The sequence below is a fragment of the Chloroflexota bacterium genome (assembly GCA_026710945.1).
Taxonomy (GTDB): domain Bacteria; phylum Chloroflexota; class UBA11872; order VXOZ01; family VXOZ01; genus VXOZ01.
This window is the reverse complement of record JAPOQA010000042.1, coordinates 12956-29462: the sequence shown is the minus strand read 5'-3', so window position 1 is coordinate 29462 and position 16507 is coordinate 12956. Positions and strand designations below refer to the sequence as shown.

Annotated in this window: 14 protein-coding genes; 7 read left to right on the top strand and 7 right to left on the bottom strand. The window is 59.8% G+C overall.

All coding sequences use genetic code 11. The features are described 5' to 3' along the window. Window positions 1-540 precede the first annotated feature (540 nt). Window positions 541-1716 (top strand): tRNA guanosine(34) transglycosylase Tgt, encoded by a 1176-nt coding sequence (gene tgt, locus OXE05_08905; protein ID MCY4437433.1) that lies wholly within the window; start codon window positions 541-543, stop codon window positions 1714-1716. A 60-nt stretch (window positions 1717-1776) separates the two neighbouring features. Here the strand turns inward: tgt and gcvPB are convergent, their stop codons facing one another. The 5 genes from gcvPB to gcvT form a co-directional block, all read right to left on the bottom strand. Next, on the bottom strand, window positions 1777-3231 hold the full coding sequence (gcvPB, locus tag OXE05_08900; GenBank protein MCY4437432.1) for an aminomethyl-transferring glycine dehydrogenase subunit GcvPB: 1455 nt from the start codon (window positions 3229-3231) through the stop codon (window positions 1777-1779). Window positions 3232-3317: 86 nt separating this feature from the next. Continuing rightward, a complete protein-coding gene (gene gcvPA / locus OXE05_08895; protein MCY4437431.1) occupies window positions 3318-4676 on the bottom strand; it encodes an aminomethyl-transferring glycine dehydrogenase subunit GcvPA in 1359 nt (452 codons plus the stop codon). Window positions 4677-4796: 120 nt separating this feature from the next. Then, on the bottom strand, window positions 4797-5108 hold the full coding sequence (locus OXE05_08890; GenBank protein ID MCY4437430.1) for a GIY-YIG nuclease family protein: 312 nt from the start codon (window positions 5106-5108) through the stop codon (window positions 4797-4799). A 160-nt stretch (window positions 5109-5268) separates the two neighbouring features. Then, a complete protein-coding gene (gcvH, locus tag OXE05_08885) occupies window positions 5269-5664 on the bottom strand; it encodes a glycine cleavage system protein GcvH (protein MCY4437429.1) in 396 nt (131 codons plus the stop codon). Between the two features lie 212 nt (window positions 5665-5876). Next, window positions 5877-6974: a glycine cleavage system aminomethyltransferase GcvT gene (gene gcvT, locus OXE05_08880; protein ID MCY4437428.1), complete on the bottom strand. Its 1098-nt coding sequence runs from the start codon at window positions 6972-6974 to the stop codon at window positions 5877-5879. A gap of 232 nt (window positions 6975-7206) precedes the next feature. Here gcvT and mazG point away from each other — a divergent pair, with 232 nt between their 5' ends. The 4 genes from mazG to OXE05_08860 all read left to right on the top strand — a co-directional run bounded on the left by mazG (window position 7207) and on the right by OXE05_08860 (window position 12126). Further along, the gene (gene mazG, locus OXE05_08875; protein ID MCY4437427.1) at window positions 7207-8598 is read left to right on the top strand and encodes a nucleoside triphosphate pyrophosphohydrolase; all 1392 of its coding nucleotides are present in this window, start codon (window positions 7207-7209) and stop codon (window positions 8596-8598) included. Continuing rightward, window positions 8598-9803, top strand: a complete 1206-nt coding sequence (locus OXE05_08870; protein ID MCY4437426.1) for an MFS transporter — start codon at window positions 8598-8600, stop codon at window positions 9801-9803. Before mazG ends, OXE05_08870 begins: the two co-directional genes overlap by 1 nt. Window positions 9804-10174: 371 nt before the next feature. Further along, window positions 10175-11323 carry a UDP-glucose 4-epimerase GalE gene (galE, locus tag OXE05_08865; GenBank protein ID MCY4437425.1) on the top strand — a complete coding sequence of 383 codons (1149 nt, stop codon included), beginning with the start codon at window positions 10175-10177 and terminating at the stop codon, window positions 11321-11323. Window positions 11324-11481: 158 nt separating this feature from the next. Further along, window positions 11482-12126: a PHP domain-containing protein gene (locus OXE05_08860; protein MCY4437424.1), complete on the top strand. Its 645-nt coding sequence runs from the start codon at window positions 11482-11484 to the stop codon at window positions 12124-12126. Between the two features lie 56 nt (window positions 12127-12182). On the opposite strand, the gene OXE05_08855 is transcribed toward OXE05_08860, so the two are convergent. Beyond that, on the bottom strand, window positions 12183-12596 hold the full coding sequence (locus tag OXE05_08855) for a hypothetical protein (protein MCY4437423.1): 414 nt from the start codon (window positions 12594-12596) through the stop codon (window positions 12183-12185). 46 nt (window positions 12597-12642) lie between these two features. Further along, window positions 12643-13782 (bottom strand): galactonate dehydratase, encoded by a 1140-nt coding sequence (gene dgoD / locus OXE05_08850; protein MCY4437422.1) that lies wholly within the window; start codon window positions 13780-13782, stop codon window positions 12643-12645. 546 nt (window positions 13783-14328) lie between these two features. Here dgoD and OXE05_08845 point away from each other — a divergent pair. After that, the gene (locus OXE05_08845) at window positions 14329-16029 is read left to right on the top strand and encodes a thiamine pyrophosphate-binding protein (GenBank protein MCY4437421.1); all 1701 of its coding nucleotides are present in this window, start codon (window positions 14329-14331) and stop codon (window positions 16027-16029) included. A gap of 34 nt (window positions 16030-16063) precedes the next feature. Beyond that, window positions 16064-16486 carry an NUDIX domain-containing protein gene (locus OXE05_08840; protein ID MCY4437420.1) on the top strand — a complete coding sequence of 141 codons (423 nt, stop codon included), beginning with the start codon at window positions 16064-16066 and terminating at the stop codon, window positions 16484-16486. Window positions 16487-16507: the final 21 nt, after the last annotated feature.

Genomic DNA, 16507 nt, shown 5'->3' with positions numbered 1-16507 from the left:
GGCCCATGCAACGTGTCACCCAATAGGCTCAACATCTTAGATTCCTCTCTTCGCTGCGCTCCGTTCGGAATGACATGTGCTATGGACGATGGCAACCAAGACCCACCACTCTTTCTCCCAATCTGTCAAAGAATTACCTGACATTTACAATTCCGAGCGTAGCGTCGAACAGGGTTCGACACTGCGCTGCGCTCCGTTGGCTGCCCTTACGTCACACATGTTGCATAGCCTAAGCCGAAATCGACTAGCTCCGGCGCATCTTGCCGGATGACTGGGAACACCCCATGGAATTCTATGTGCGGTTCGCAATATAAGACGCTACAGTGGACAGGCGGGGGACAAGCCCCCGCGCTACAGGAAAACCTCGTCTGTCCTTGATGATTCCTCTGAGAAAGGGATGCCGGGTCAGGTCATACCCCTCCGTTCATGCTTCGGCAGGCTCAGCACGAACGGAGGAAATGCGTGGATAGATGCGGTGAGCATTTTCATAGGCTAAACCTGGGTTGGGCAAGTGATTGCAGCTCTAGGCGGACAAAATCCATGTCAGAAGTTGTTTCTCTGAGCATCGAGGCCACAGACGGCGCCGCTCGTGTGGGCACGTTGACCACGCCGCACGGGTCTGTCGCCACGCCCGCATTCATGCCCGTGGCGACGCAGGCGAGCGTGAAGGCGCTCACCGGAGATGAGGTAGAAGCCCTTGGCGCGGAGATGGTGCTGGCGAATACGTACCACCTGATGCTGCGGCCGGGCGCGGACGTCATGCAACAACTCGGCGGCCTACACGACTTCATGCGCTGGCCGGGACCCATCCTCACCGACAGCGGCGGGTACCAGATCTATAGCCTGGGACACCGGGTGGACGTAACCGATGAGGCCGTTACCTTCCGCTCGCACCTCGACGGCAGTCTGCACGTGCTCAGTCCGGAGCGGGCGGTCGCCGTGCAGGAGGCCCTCGGGGCGGACATCGCCATGGTTTTAGACCACCTCACTGCCCAGCCCGCCGATCACGCTGTGGATGAAGGGGCGCTGCGCCGCACGCTACAATGGGCGGCGCGTTGCCGGGATGCCAAGCGACGGGACGACCAGGCGCTATTTGGCATCGTGCAGGGCGGCTTGCACCTGGACCTACGCGAGCGCGCTATACGAGAGTTGGAGGAGATCGACTTTCCCGGCTATGGAATCGGCGGGCTGAGCGTCGGCGAGTCGAAAGCGGACATGTACGGAATGCTTACAAGTCTGCACATGATCCTACCGGAAAGTAAGCCCCGCTACCTGATGGGAGTCGGTGCGCCGGAAGACTTGCTGGAAGCCATTGGGAACGGGGTAGACCTCTTTGACTGTGTGCTGCCCACGCGTCTGGCACGGCACGGCGCGCTCTTCGTGCCGACGGGACGCGCCAACATTCGCAAAGCAACGTACCGCACGCAGGAAGCGCCCGTAGACCCAACGTGCGACTGCCCCACATGCCAACACTACAGCGCGGCTTACCTCCATCACCTCTGCCGCAGCGGGGAGTTGCTCTACTTCCGCCTCGCCACGCTGCACAACCTACGCTTTATCTTTCGCCTCTTGGAAGTTGCGCGCACGGCTATTAGGGAGCAGCGGTTCGCTACCTTCAAGGAAGAGTTTTTTGCCCAATACACGCCTGCTTCCGAGAAAGTGCGCGTGGAACAGCGGCGCAAGTGGCAGGCACGGCAGGACGGCAAGAAGGACTAGATCACCTTCGGCGTCGTCGCCGTGCGAGGACTTCAGACCGGCCAATGCCGTCAATCAAGCCTATTCCGGTGGTTCCCAGCGCAGGTTGGGACGGCGGGCGGCGGTCGTCTCGTCAAGGCGACGTACCGGCGCGGAAACCGGGGCTTCTTTGAGTAACTCGGGAGCCGTCCGCGCTTCCTCGGCGATGGCAAGCAGTGCATCTATGAAGGCGTCGAGCGTGTCTTTGTTCTCGGTCTCCGTCGGCTCGATCATGAGGGCTTCCGGCACGATGAGCGGGAAGTAGACCGTGGAAGGATGGAAGCCATAGTCGATCATGCGTTTGGCAACGTCTAACGTGCGCACGCCCTCGGCTTTTTCCTTCAAGCCCGCAAAGACGACCTCGTGCATGCAGGTGCGGTCGTAACGGAGGGCGTAGGCGCCGCGAAGGCGTTCTTTGAGGTAATTCGCGTTCAGAACGGCGTACTCGCCGGCGCGCTTGACGCCCTCGTCGCCAAGCGTGCAGATGTAGGTATACGCGCGTACCTGATTGAGAAAGTTGCCGTAGAACGAGTGGATGCGGCCGATGGAATCGGGGCGGTTGTAGTCCCACGCGTACACGCCGTCCTCCTCCCTTACCAAAGGCACCGGCAGGTACGGTTCCAACGTTTCGTTGACGCAGATCGCGCCCGCGCCGGGTCCGCCGCCGCCGTGGGGGGTGGTAAATGTCTTATGCAAGTTAAGATGCAACACGTCCAGCCCCAGGGCGGCGGGCTGCACCGTGCCTAGGAGAGCGTTCATATTCGCGCCGTCGCAGTAGACGAGCGCGCCGACCTCGTGGGCCATGCGGCAGATTTCCACGATGTCTTGCTCAAAGAGGCCGAGCGTATTCGGCACGGTGAGCATCAGGCCGGCCACGTCCTCATCGAGCAGCGCGGCCAGTGCGTCCATATCCACAGTGCCGCGGTCGCTGGAAGGCACTTCGATGGCGGTGTAGCCGCACATGGCGGCGGTGGCCGGGTTCGTGCCGTGGGCGGAGTCCGGAATGATCATCTTGCGGCGCGGATTGCCTTGCTTGACGTGATGCGCACGCATCATCAGCACGCCGCATAGTTCGCCGTGCGCGCCCGCCGCCGGTTGCAGCGAGCAGTTGGCGTAGCCGGTTATTTTCATTAGCGCTTGGGAAAGACGGTGAATGAGGGCCAGCGCGCCCTGAATCGTGCTCTCCGGCTGGTGTGGATGCACGAATGAAAAGCCGGGCAGACCGGCGGTGGCGTCGTTCACCTTGGGGTTGTACTTCATCGTGCAGGAGCCAAGTGGGTAGAAATCGTGCTCAATACTGTAGTTTTGCTGCGAAAGGCGCGTGAAGTGCCGCACGACGTCGAGTTCCGACGCTTCCGGCAGCGCCAGCGATTCTCGCTGCCAGTGCCCGGGCACGGCCTCTTCAATATCCAGGGCCGGTACGTCGCTGTCCGGCAAAGAGTAACCATGGCGTCCGGGAGAACTGCGCTCGAAGATTAGGGGCTCTGCATTCTGCATCTTTGCATTTCCTGGTTGTGTAGAGGTCATTCAGTTTGCAGTTGTCGCGTTGTCGTTTTTAGTTGGGGATGGACTAATCTCAATGGCTAAGTGTTGAATTCACCTAAGGCCCCAATGAGGCGGTCAATGTCCTGTCGTGTATTGAGTTCCGTGACGCAGACGAGCATGTGACGGTCAAGCTCAGCGCGTAGATTGCCAAGGTCGTAGCCGCCCAACACGCCGTGCGCCAGGAGGTGCTCATTCACGTCGCTCACCGTTGCGGGGCAGTGCACCACGAATTCCTTGATGTAGGGGCCGGGGGCAGTAACGGAAAAGCCGGGCAGCGCGTCAATCTGCGCTGCGGCATAATGTGACTTCGCGAGACAGAGCTCCGCCTTCTTGCGCATGCCGGCGGGACCAAGCCAGCTCACGTTGATCGTGAATGCCAGCGCTGCCAGCGCTTCGTTGGTGCAGATGTTCGAGGTAGCTTTCTCGCGTCGGATGTGCTGCTCGCGGGCTTGGAGCGTCATTACGAAACCGCGCTTGCCGTCGATGTCTTTCGTCATGCCCGAGACCCTGCCCGGCATCTGGCGCAGGTATTTCTTGCGTGTCGCGTAAAGACCGAGGCGCGGACCGCCGAAACCGGGTGGCAGCGCCAAGCTGTGTCCCTCACCGGTGACGATGTCGGCGCCGTATTCTCCCGGCGGCGTCAGGATGCCCAGGGCTACGGGATCGGCGCTCACGACGAACATAGCGCCGTGAGCGTGCACGGTGTCCGCAATGTCCTGGCACTCGTGCACCCAGCCGAAGAAATTCGGCACCTGCACTGCGACGCAGGCGGTATCGTCATCAATGGCGGCGCTCACGGCGTCCCAATTATCACGGAAGCTGCCGTCATCGTCGATGGTGAACGCCGGCACCCGTACCAGGGACAATTCACGGCCCTCGGCGTACGTTTCCAGCACCTCCAACGTGGTTGGGTGGAACGTGTCCGGCACAACGACCTTGGAACGCTTGGTAATGCTGCAAGCCGTGAGCACCGCTTCAGCCGTGGCGGTGGCTTCGTCGTACATGCTCGCGTTGGCCACATCCATGCCCGTGAGCAGGCAGACCATGCTCTGAAACTCATACATAACCTGCAGGGTTCCCTGGGATAATTCGGGCTGGTAGGGTGTGTAGCTTGTGAGGAATTCGCCCCGCAGAATGAGGGCATTCACAATGCTGGGGATAAAGTGGTTGTAGCAGCCAGCGCCAAGGAAGCTCGGCGTTTCAAGCACGTTGCTGTTCTGCTGGCCCAGCGCGTTCAGGTGGCGAATGACCTCCGGTTCGGACATCCCCGGCGGCAAGTCAAGGTGCGGATGACGCACGTCCGTCGGAATGTCGTGAAAGAGGTCTTCACTGCCGGCTACACCAATGGCCCGCAGCATAGCCTCCCGGTCTTCGTTACTGTGTGGTACGTAGTCCATGGCACCTTCTTTTAGTCATTCGAACCATCATTCGAACTTGTCGGACTTCGATCATCCTCCCGCAGTGTCTAGCAGTCCGCAGTGTTTGTCATTCCGAGCGCAGCGAGGAATCTAGAGTTGCTATTGATCACCTTCAAACCATTCTAGCGCCAAGTCCTTCCAACGAGGATTCACGGACTCGATTAGGTCAACTTTCTTGCTTCTACGCCAACTCTTGATTTGCTTTTCTCGCGCAATTGCAGAGGCGACGTCCGAGGTTTCTTCATAGTAGGCCAACCAGGTCAAATTGTACTTCCTTGTGAAACCCGGAATGAGTTTCTGCCTATGCTCATGAATGCGACGAAAGACATCGTTGGTGACACCTACATAGAGCGTTCGGACACCGTTGGTCAGAATGTACACGTAGTAAGTCTTGTCTAGACTCTTGGCCAAGTTCTATAGATTCCTCACTCCGCTACGCTCCGTTCGGAATGACAGTGAATGGGCTCCGATCGGAATGAAAGAAAACTGCGCACGCTTGGGAACGACCGAGAGTAAAGAAACGTTACCGATTCTTAGCGCGTGCAAGCCTTGACGTTATTCACAACACAGCTCAGTGGGCGCCGGACTCGGCAAGCACTTCTTTGTAACCGTCTGCATCCAACAGCGTCTCCCAGTCCTCCTCAAGATTAGAAGGCCGGATCTTCAGCATCCAGCCTTCCTCATACGGGGAATCGTTGACTAACTCAGGGCTATCGGCGAGCTCGTCATTGATTTCCACGATCTCGCCGGCAAGGGGCGAATAGAGGTCGGAGGCCGTCTTCACCGACTCTACTACGCCAAACTCGCCCATGATGTCCACATGCGTGCCCGGCTCGGGCAACTCAACGTAAACGATGTCACCGAGTTCTCCCTGGGCGTAGTCCGTGATTCCTATCACGCAGAGGCCATCCTCCATGCGCGCCCATTCGTGCTCTTTCGTATAGCACAGTTCTTCCGGAATGTTCATATGCTTCTCCGTTGCAATACACCTCTCGCAGTTTCGCAGCCCATGTATCCCCTCTCTGCCGCCCCCATGATACCGCAGCGCTTCCGGTGGCTTCTAGCTATCTCTTGAACGTGCGCGTGTTCAGGTCCGGTGTGATCGTCAACGATAGCGTTCCGCTCGATCTGCGAGCAAGCGTGCGCGTGGCGTGTTGGCTTGCGAATGCGAAAGGCCATTCACCGCGGGCGTCGATAGAACGGCAATGCCACCACTCTGGCCGCGCGCAAGTCCGCGCGGATGCGCACGTGAACCGTAGTGCCCACCAGTGCCGACCCTGTCTCGACGTTCGCGATCGCAATCGCCTTTTGCAGTGTAGGGCTGAACGTGCCGCTGGTAACGACGCCGACATCTTCGCCATCCACAACGATGAGACATCCGTCTCGCGCGATGCCGCGATCTATGAGTTCCAGGCCGATCAACTCCCTGTCAGGACCCAATTGCCGCACTTCCATCAAAGCCTCTTTGCCGATGAATTGACGGTTCCTGAATCGCACGAACTTCTGCAGTCCTGCGTCAAAGGGATTTGTCGCGTCATCCAATTCGTGCCCGTACAGCGGTAGTCCGGCTTCCAGTCGCAGGGTATCGCGGGCGCCGAGACCAACGGGTCTGATGCCGTGTGGCGCGCCCTCAGCAAGCAGTGTACGCCAGGCTGTTTCCGCGTCGTCAGCAGGGACGAAGAGCTCGAAGCCGTCTTCGCCGGTGTAGCCGGTGCGCGTAGCGGTGATAGTCTTGCCGAGAAAGGGAACTTGCGTGCCGCGATAGTAGCGGATCGCAGCAAGGTCTGCCGCTGACCCAACCAAGTCTTGAAGTAGCGCAGTTGCTCCCGGGCCTTGTACGGCGATCAGGGCGAGCACGCTATTCTGAACCGTTATGGTGATGGTCCAATGCTGGGTTGAAATTTGGTGCTCCAACCAACCGACGATCTTGTCGGTATTGGAGGCATTTACGACCAGCCGGTAGTGCGTCGGCAACCGGTAGATTAGGACGTCATCGAGCACGCCGCCATCCGGTCGACACACGAGGCTGTAACGAATCTGGTTTTCGGCAAGGTCGGATACTTTGTTCGTCAGAATAGTATCCAGGAAGGCGCAGACGCCGTCTCCGGCGAAGTCGAGGATGCCCATATGGCTGATGTGGAACAGGCCGATCGCGCTGCGCACTGCCTGGTGCTCGGCGATGACACCCTCATACTGAACGGGCATTTCCCAGCCCGCAAAGGGCACGATGCGCGCGCTAGCCGCGACGTGGGTTGCATAGAGAGGCGTGCGCTTCAATTGCATCGCAATCCTGCAAAGAGATTCACAGAGACCATGGGTTCGGGACCACTGTATCTACGCTCATTCTACCCCCTCTCAGCACGGCTTTCAACGTGTGAGGACTGGCGCCGACACCGAATAAGTTTGCAGCCATGCGGCTAAGACTCTCGTTAGGCGTGAACCGGGGAGAAGCGCATAAAGAGTGTCGAGGCAGCGTGCTACAATGGCACGGAAGGGAATGAGAACACCGATGCCTCAATTGCTTTTCCTCGGGCTAGACCCACGCGTCGTTTGCGCTGATGCCGGTCGTGTGGATGCTCTCTTGCGGCAATGCGAAACTATTCTCGCGAGCAATCCCCGTAGCCCGGTGCTACGGCGAGTATGCGGTGAGCGGCTACGGGAAACTACCTCGGCCAGGATTCAGAGTCTGCTAGAGAGCCGGGAAGATGGGGCCTACGTCGCCATTGGGAACCCGCTGGTCGATGACGCATGCGCCCGCGAACTGCACCACCGCGCCGCTGCATTGGGTTGGGACGTGCAGGTTGTAGCTGGGCACAGCCTGCTGGAGCAGGCATATGCACATCTCGGGTTCGGCAGTGAACCGCACGTGGTGGTAAGTGGTACGGCAACGCTTGGCGCAACCGATACACCAGTACTCGTTCTGGCAGCAAATGCCACGTCCCGTTCCCTGCAGGCAATTAAGCGGCGATATCCGCTTACACACGAAGTTAGCATCCTGACTTACATTGATAAACCACAGCCGGAGGTGCGTACGCTGATCCTCGGCGAAGCCATGACACAGCAACCTGATGTGCTCTTCATTCCGCCGTTAACTCCACTCGAGAAGCTGGAGGACCCGCAGTCTCTCCGCTGGCTTATGGCGCGCTTGCGCGCCCCGGACGGCTGTCCGTGGGACCAAGAGCAGACTCTACAGACACTCAAGAAGCACCTGCTCGAAGAGACCGCTGAGGTGCTCGACGCCCTGGATGAAGAAGATTTCGGCGCGCTTCGTGAAGAGCTCGGCGACTTGCTGCTTCAGGTGTACTTTCAGGCGCAGATTGCAGAGGAACAGGGAGACTTCACTTTTGACGACGTGGTGCGGGGCATTGGTGAGAAGCTCGTGCGGCGGCACCCCCACGTGTTTGGCGGCCGCGCGGTTGGCAGTGCTGAGCAGGCCCTTGCCAACTGGGAGTCAATCAAGCAGGAAGAGCATGCGGCACAGGGCAAAGAGCGGCACTCGCTGCTGGATCGGGTACCCCGCTCGCTCTCGGGCCTGACCGCGGCACAAGCCATCGGCAAGGCAGTAGCGAAGGTCGGATTCGATTGGCCGGACCTCGAGGATGTGCTGGCCAAATTGCAGGAAGAATTGGATGAATTGGACGCCGCCGAAACCACCGAGGAGCGCTTTGAGGAATTGGGCGACGTGCTCTTTGTCATGGCGCAGGTTGCCAAGTGGCTGGAAGTGGATGCGGAAGAGGCGCTGCGGGCCTCGAACAGCAAGTTCCGGCGGCGCTTCGGCTATATGGAAGAGGTCGCCCGCAACGCGGGCGGCGAACTCAGCGACTTCTCGTTCGAGAAACTCGACTCCCTGTGGGAAGAGGCCAAGCTCGCTACGAGCAATCCTTGGGGATGTCCCCGCTAGTGACACCCTGGCAACGGCGCATCTTCCCGGTGCTTCTCGCGGCATTCACCGCTCAACTTGGGGTACCGGCGTTCTTGCCGTTCGTACCGCTCTACATGGAGGAGCTCGGCATCCACGACATTGGGGTTGCCGCGCGGTGGAGCGGCGTGCTGGTGGCGATCACGCCGCTCACCTCGTTCCTTGCGGTGCCGTACCTCGGTCAGGTCGGCGACCGTATCGGCTTGAAGCCGCTAGCCCTCATCGGCCTGGGACTCGGCGGCTTTACCATTTCCGCCTTAGCGCTGGCCACCAGCCCTTGGCACCTTCTCGTCGGACGCATGCTCTTCGGCTTTTGCGGCGTGTACTGGACGTTCTTTGCCGCCGCGATCGCCGAGCACGCGCCGCGCGAACACATGGTGCGCGCCTTTGGCTGGCTGCAGATGGTGAACTTCGGCGCGCCCATTCTCGCGCCGGCAATGGGGGGCGCTTTCGCGTTTGTGTTCGGACTGAAGGCGGTCTTCGTGCTGGCCGGAGTGATGTTTTGGATTGCGACCGTGATGGTCGCGGTCTTGTATCCGCGAGGGGAAGGGCTCAAGCCGCAACGCCCGCAGACGAGCGCTGGCTCGCCTTGGCAGATGATCTTCTCCCAGCCGCAGATGGGGATGCTTTCGGTCTTGTTGCTGGTCTCGTTCTACGCCGAGGGCAGTACGCTGCCAATCATACCGCTCTACATGCAGCACCTTGGCGTCGCGCCCGATAGGGTAGCAGCCACCGTTGGGCTGATCACCGCCCTGAGTGCGGCAACGTACGTGCTGGCAAATGCGTTCGTGGGTCGGGTGGTCCCCACGCGGCTGGCGCACATCGCAGTGCTGCCGGGCCTCATTTGTGGCGCCGTCGTGTGCGTGCCTCTCTTCTTTGCCAGCCAACTCTGGCACCTGTTGGTCTTCCGCCCGCTGCTCTCGCTCTTCACCGGCACCGTTCCGGCTTTGGTATATACGGCTGCGGAGCCATTCGTGCCGCCGGAGCGCCGGGGCGCGGGCTTTGGGTTGCTGACCAGTGTAGGCTTGGGCGGCACCGCCGTCGGACGAGTCGCGAGCGGCATGGTGGCCTCGCTTTCGCTGTCAGGAGTTTTCTTGGTTGACGGAATACTCCTTTTGGGTGGCTTTGGCTTGTATTCCGCATTTCGCCGCCGCTTTCCTTACCCTGACATGCATGGTGAGCGGTGAGATAGAAAGCTGTATAGGGTTTGATACGGGAATGGAAATCACGCTAGCATTGACTCGAAAGGCAGTCGCGAACTCAGCCGTCATTCCGGCGGAAGCCGGAATCCAGCACTCATGCCTGCTAGGAGACTCCAAAGTGCGAGTGTGGGGGCCCCTTGTAGTGTTAGTGCGTAGTGGGAAAAGAGTGTTGAGCGACATTTGAGCGCTTGGATATGCGGGTACTTGCTCTTGCGCGATCTGGCGGGAGACAAGCCCCCGCGCTACGGTACGTTGACGAGAACAAAGTGTACATTGGCATGAGAGAGTTTGACGAAATCACATTCATAGGATTTTGGACAACCAGTGTTATCAGAGTCAGCCGCTGAGGAGCATAGGTGAAAGTCTTTGTTACGGGAGGCGCAGGGTACATTGGCAGCGTCGTCACCGAGTTGTTGCTGGATAACGGTCATGATGTCACCGTTTTCGATAGCTTAGAGACCGGCCATCGCGCAGCGGTTGATCGGCGGGCGGAGCTCGTCTGCGGTGATACCGGGGACGCTGCGATATTGCGCGATGTCATGCTCGCTGCGGCACCAGATGTCGTCGTGCACATGGCGGCCTACATCCAGATGGGCGAATCGATGCACGACCCCGGCAAGTACTTCCGCAATAATGCTGCCAACACCCTGCATGTCCTGGATGCCATGGTTGCGGCAAAGGCTTCCCACATCGTGTTCTCGTCAACCGCCGGCGTCTACGGCACGCCGGAATCACTGCCGATAGAAGAGGACCATCCGATTGACCCGCTTAATCCTTACAGTGAGAGCAAGCGCCAGGTGGAGAGCATCATCCAGTGGTACGCGCAGGCGTACGGGATAACGGGCACTGTGTTCCGTTTTTTTAATGCGGCGGGCGCTACCGCCAGGTGCGGAGAAGACCATCGACCGGAAAGCCATCTCATCCCCATCGTGCTTCAGGTGGCGCAGGGAGCGCGGGCGCATCTGGATCTCTTTGGCACCGACTACGCGACCCACGACGGTACGGCGAGCCGCGACTACATTCACGTGCGCGATTTGGCGCAGGCGCATTTGCTGGCAATCGAGAAGATGGATTCCGTGCCCCGGCACGAAGCGAGCTTGCGCGGGAATGTCCGAGATGGGACTGAGAATGACAAGGAAAAGCTTGGTGTCGATGGGCAAGAAATCGGGAATGAAATTGGTACGACCAAGATTGATGGAGAGGGTGGCAGGAACGGTGGAGTTGGTGTGACGGTTTACAATATTGGCAGCGAACAGGGCGCGACCAATCTGGAAGTCATCGAGACTGCGCGGCGCATCACCGGTCGACCCATTCCCGTGCGGGAGTGTCCCCGCCGCGCCGGCGACGCTGCGGCATCGTTGGCAAGCGCAGCCAAAATTCGCCGCGAACTCGGCTGGGAACCGATTTACTCGGATCTGGAGACGATCATCAGCAGTGCGTGGGACTGGCTGCAGCGGCATCCACGCGGCTACGGCTCTGCCCCCTCTACTCTGGAAGAAGGCTAGAGCCTGCCCCGTATGTGATACGGCGGTGAGGGTCGGCTTCCTCACGGGGAGAGTCTGGGGCTGAAGACTGAAGATGGATTCCCGCGTGCGCGGGAATGACGGATTGGCTGCGGTCTATTCTCATCGCAATGACGGGACTGTATCAGGAGAAACGCTTCGTGCGAGTCGATTTGCATACTCATACTGAATATTCGTCGGACTCAGAACTCGCGTTGGAAGACGCCGTCGCAGGCTGGCAGCGCGAGGGTATCGACTGCGTGGCGGTTACGGACCACAACACCATCGCCGGTGCACTCGCTCTGCGGGAATGGGCGCCGCTGCGGGTGATTGTGGGCAGCGAGGTGAGGACGTGCGAAGGCGAGATCATCGGCCTCTTCCTTCACGAGGAAATCGCGCGCGGTCTCACGCCGGAGGAGACCATCCGGCACATTCGCGACCAGCAGGGTCTGGTGATGATCCCGCATCCATTTGACCGCTTTCGCCGGTCGCGCCTCTCAGAAGAGGCGCTGCTGAGAATCCTGCCACAAGTGGACATAATTGAAGTGTTCAATGCGCGCACGGCTTTCGAGCGTGACAACCGGCGCGCGGACCTGCTAGCCGCAGAGCAAGGCCTCGTCCCGGTGGTCGGGAGCGATTCCCACACAGCCCACGAGCTGGGGCGCTCTTACGTCGAGATGGCGGACTTCGATTCGCCGCAGACGTTTCTCGATTCCCTGCGGTCAGGCCGCCTCATTAAACGGCAGAGTTCCTGGTTCGTCCACGCCTTCACCCGCTGGGCGAAACTGCGCTCGCGGCTGCGTTAATCTGGAACGCTCTGGGTCGTCAGGGCAACGCCTCCGAATTGCGTAGCAGCTTCCCGCTACGGGGACTCCCCTTCAGCCAGTTCATTCTCCGGAATCACGTTGATAGTTAACTGGCCTGCCAAGAGGTCAACTACGTCGATTTCGTAGGTAAAGCGCTTAGCACCATAGTTCAGCGTTTGCCCGGTCACCTTGCGGCCGTCTGCCGTGAGCTTGACCACCGCATAGCCTAAGCGCGTCGTGACAATCACGTAGTCGCTGCGCGCCCCGGCGGCGATGTCGCCAAGAGGCTGGTCGGCGACACTCACTTCGGTAAAGTCGAACTGAGATATATTGTTGATGCGGACTTCGATCTCGCTGACGCTTCCCGGCCCACAAGCAGAGAGCCCTCCCAGAATCCAAACGCCAAGTAGTGCTAGACTTGCCATGCGTAGGGCGCGTCTCGCCGCACTATGGCCCAGCCCCCCACTCATACTTGCAACTCCTCGAGTTCTGCGCACGTGTATACCGATCATGGACCTACTGGTCCACTACGCTGCCGTCTACGTGCAGGCGGGCGCCCGTTGGACGCGGCACGGGCGGGTGCTTTGCAGCGGCATCGGGCATCAGTTCGATGCCAATGCCCGGCGCATCCGGGATGATGAGAAAGCCCTGCTCGCACCGGGCGGCCGTCTGCACGATGTCGCTCTTCGGCGGCCGGTCTTCGCCAATGGGGTACTCCTGGATGGCGAAGTTGGGAATGCAAGCGGCGACCTGCAAGCAGGCGGCGGTGCTCACCGGCGACAGCGGGTTGTGGGGCACCACGCCGACGTAATGCGCTTCCGCCAGCGCCGCAATCTTCTTGGTGCCTGATATGCCGCCGACCAGGCAGACGTCCGGCCGCACGTACTGCACGGCTCCCCGCGTGAGCAGCATCTGAAATTCGTGGAGCGTGTGCAGCCGCTCGCCGGTGGCAATGGGGATGCCGATCTTGTCCGCAATCTGCGCCATAGCGTCGAAGCTGTCGGGCAGCGTGGGGTCTTCGTAGAAGTAGGGGTGATATTGCTCGATGCTGCGCGCTAGCACCACTGCTTCGGCGGGCGTCAATTGCCGGTGGATTTCGATGCAGAGGTCAACGTCCGTGCCCACCGCCTCGCGGTACTGGCGTACGTGATCGGCGGCTTCGCCAATGCGGGCGGCATGGGTCTTGAAGAAGGGCACGTCGCGACCCTCATCGAGCAAGGGATTCAGATGGCCGACGGCGGTGAAGCCCTTTTCGCGAGCCTCGACGCAGCCCTGCACTTGCTCTGCGATGGTGCGGCCGTAGACGTGATAGTAGACTCGTGCCTTGTCGCGGCACTTGCCTCCCAGCAGATCGTAGACCGGCACGCCGAGTGCCTTGCCCTTGATGTCCCAGAGCGCAATATCAATTGCGGAAAGCGCGCCCATGATCGCCGAACCCCGGAAGTGGGCGGTGCGATACATCACGTTCCAGTGGTGCTCGATGCGGCCGGGATCTTCACCCACGAGGTAATGCGCGAACTTTTCCAAGGCGGCTTGTGAGGCTTCCAGGTGGCCCCATGTGCCGGACTCCCCTAGCCCCGTGATGCCGGCGTCAGTCTCGATCTGGACAAAGAGATAGCGGTCTATAGGTAACGCGTTGACGGCAGTAATCTTCATGATGATGGTGATCCTTGTCCTGAATTGGGGTAGTGGGTAATGTCTTGAAGTGTTGAACAATCTTGGCGCATGCCGCATCCGTTCGCACTGAGCTTGTCGCTGTGTAAACTGATGCATTGGCAGCCACTTGTATGGTATCCCCTTTGGGCAGGTTTAACCAGGGGTGCTACCAAAAAGCTTGTGCACACTATTGGTCACGATAGGCTCGCTCCCAGCCGGGGTTCGCGCCTGGTGTGCAGAATGCGTTATCTTCTCAATAGATTCGTGAAACAGGAGCCGGGGCCAGCCGGATTTCCCCGGGTGTTTTGGGCGTACTGTTGGCACCCTAGAAAGCGTATCTGTTTGCACTTCGACAGGCTCAGTGCGAACGGATATGGATGGATGAACGGATTCGCTCAGGCAAACGGATACGAGCGGGTGTACGGATACGAGCGGATGAACGAATGTGCACGGGCTAATAGTTGAGGTCTGTTGATAAGATACGGCTAGGGGAAGGGTGTGCGCAGAGAAAGCCATACTCGACCCAGTGAAGAAAGGGAGCATCGCATGAACACCGGAGACCTCTTGGCTGAGTTGCTGATCGCCCACGGCGTGGAATTCGTCTTTGGCGCCATCGGAGGTCAAGGCTATCCGCTCAATGATGCGCTGCACCGCCGCAGGGGCAGGGCGCGGCACATTGCCGTGCGCGACGAGCGCTCCAGCGCCTATGCGGCTGACGGCTATGCGCGCGTGAGCGGCAAAGTGGGTGTCTGCGACGCTGCCTTTGGCGTGGGCGTGCTCAAGCTGCCGTCCGGCATGGCTGAGGCCTATAACTCCTCGATTCCCCTACTGGGGATTCTGAGCAATGCGCCGCGCGATTGGATGGTGTGGAATGAGCGCGGCTGCACGGCGCAGGGCGTGGAGCAGGTCTCTCCCTTCACGCCGATCACGAAAGGTGCTTGTCGCGTAGCCACTCAGGAATCGTTGCCCGATACGGTACGCTACAGTTTCCAACTCGCCTCTGCAGGCAGACCGGGACCGGTAGTGTTCGATATTCCGGCGGACGTATTCAAAGAGGATTGGGATGAAAGCGCGGCGGACATGGTTAGCAGTCCACGCGCCGGCAGCTTTCCCGCGTGGCGCGCGCATCCTGATCCGGCGGACGTAGCTGACGCGGCGCGTGTGCTCGAGAGCGCTGAACGCCCCGTGCTGGTAGCAGGCGGCGGTGTGGCGATATCCCAAGCGTGGGAAGCCCTGCGCACTCTTGCCGAGCGTCTTCATATGCCGGTTGCGACAACGATCTCCGGCAAGGGTGTCTTTCCTGACGAGCATCCACTCGCCATTGGCGTCATGGGAGGGCAGTACGGCTCAGAGGCTGCTAACCACGTGGTCGCTGCCGCCGACGTGGTCGTTCTCGTGGGTATGAAGTCATCTCAGCAGGTGACGTCGGCGTGGACACAGCCCGCGCGGACGCAACACATCGTGCACGTAGACATCGACCCGGCTGAAATTGGAAAGATCTATCAGGTCGAAGCGGGCATGGTGGCCGATGCCCGCGCCGGTCTGGAAGCGCTGGCGATTGCATGCGCAGACGTGCAGCCGGAGCGAAGCGCATGGCTCGCCCAGGTGGCTGGATTTAAGGCGCAATGGCAGAGCGAAATTGGTGCGGAAATGAACGATACGGCGACGCCGATTCGACCCCAGCACCTCATGGCACAGATTCAGGAGCGGCTCAAGCCGGAGGATATCGTGGTCTCCGATGCCAGTTTTTCCGTGGGGTGGGTCGGCTCGTATCTGCGCACGCTTCGCGGTGGGCAGCGCTTCTTGTTCCCGCGCGGTCTGGCGACGATGGGGTTCGGCGTACCGGCAGCGATTGGCGCGCGTTTTGCGCAGCCGGAGGGCAAGGTGGTGGTTGTGGTCGGCGACGGCAGCGTCACCTATGCTATCGGCGAGTTGGCCGTGCTTGCCAAATACGGGCTGGACATAACCGTGGTGGTGTTGAACAACAGCTGCCTCGGCTACAGCAAGATCTCGGAAATGCTGAACTACAGCGGCGACTATGAAGAAGTAGATTTCCCGGATACCGAATATGCCCTGATTGCACGGGGCTTTGGTTGTGAGGGCTTGAGTGTGAGAGACCCAGCAGAGCTTGTGCCGGCATTGGAAGCGGCGTTTTCGGCTAATGGTCCGGTGCTGCTGGACGTGCGTGTCGATCCTTGGCAGACGCCTGAGCTCGATCTGCGCCGGCGTTTGGCGGCAATAAAATAAGGTTAGGTTAGTGGAGTCTGCGCATGGGGTCGTGATGACGAAAACTGTCAAGAAGGTAGTTGCGTACATCACACGGGGAGACGAACTCTTGGTTTTCACGCACCGTGACTTTCCTGAGGCCGGTGTGCAAGTGCCGGCCGGGACCGTGGAAGAAGGCGAGACACTCGATGTGGCGGTGCTCCGTGAAGTGCATGAGGAAACCGGCCTATCCCGGACGGCGTTTCGTATAGCCACATACTTGGGACGCCGGATTTGGCAAGCAGAACCCAAAAGCCATGACCGTTATTTCTTTCATCTCTTGCTCACCACAGATGCTCCGGAGTCGTGGCTTCACAACGAGCTATACGCAGGCACCGGCGAAACAATCACGTTCTGTTTCTCGTGGGTTAGACTGGACGACCCGAATGTGTGCCTCGCCGGCGAGCAAGGCGCGCTGCTCTGGAAACTCCCTTGCTGATTACAAGCATGGCTGATTGCC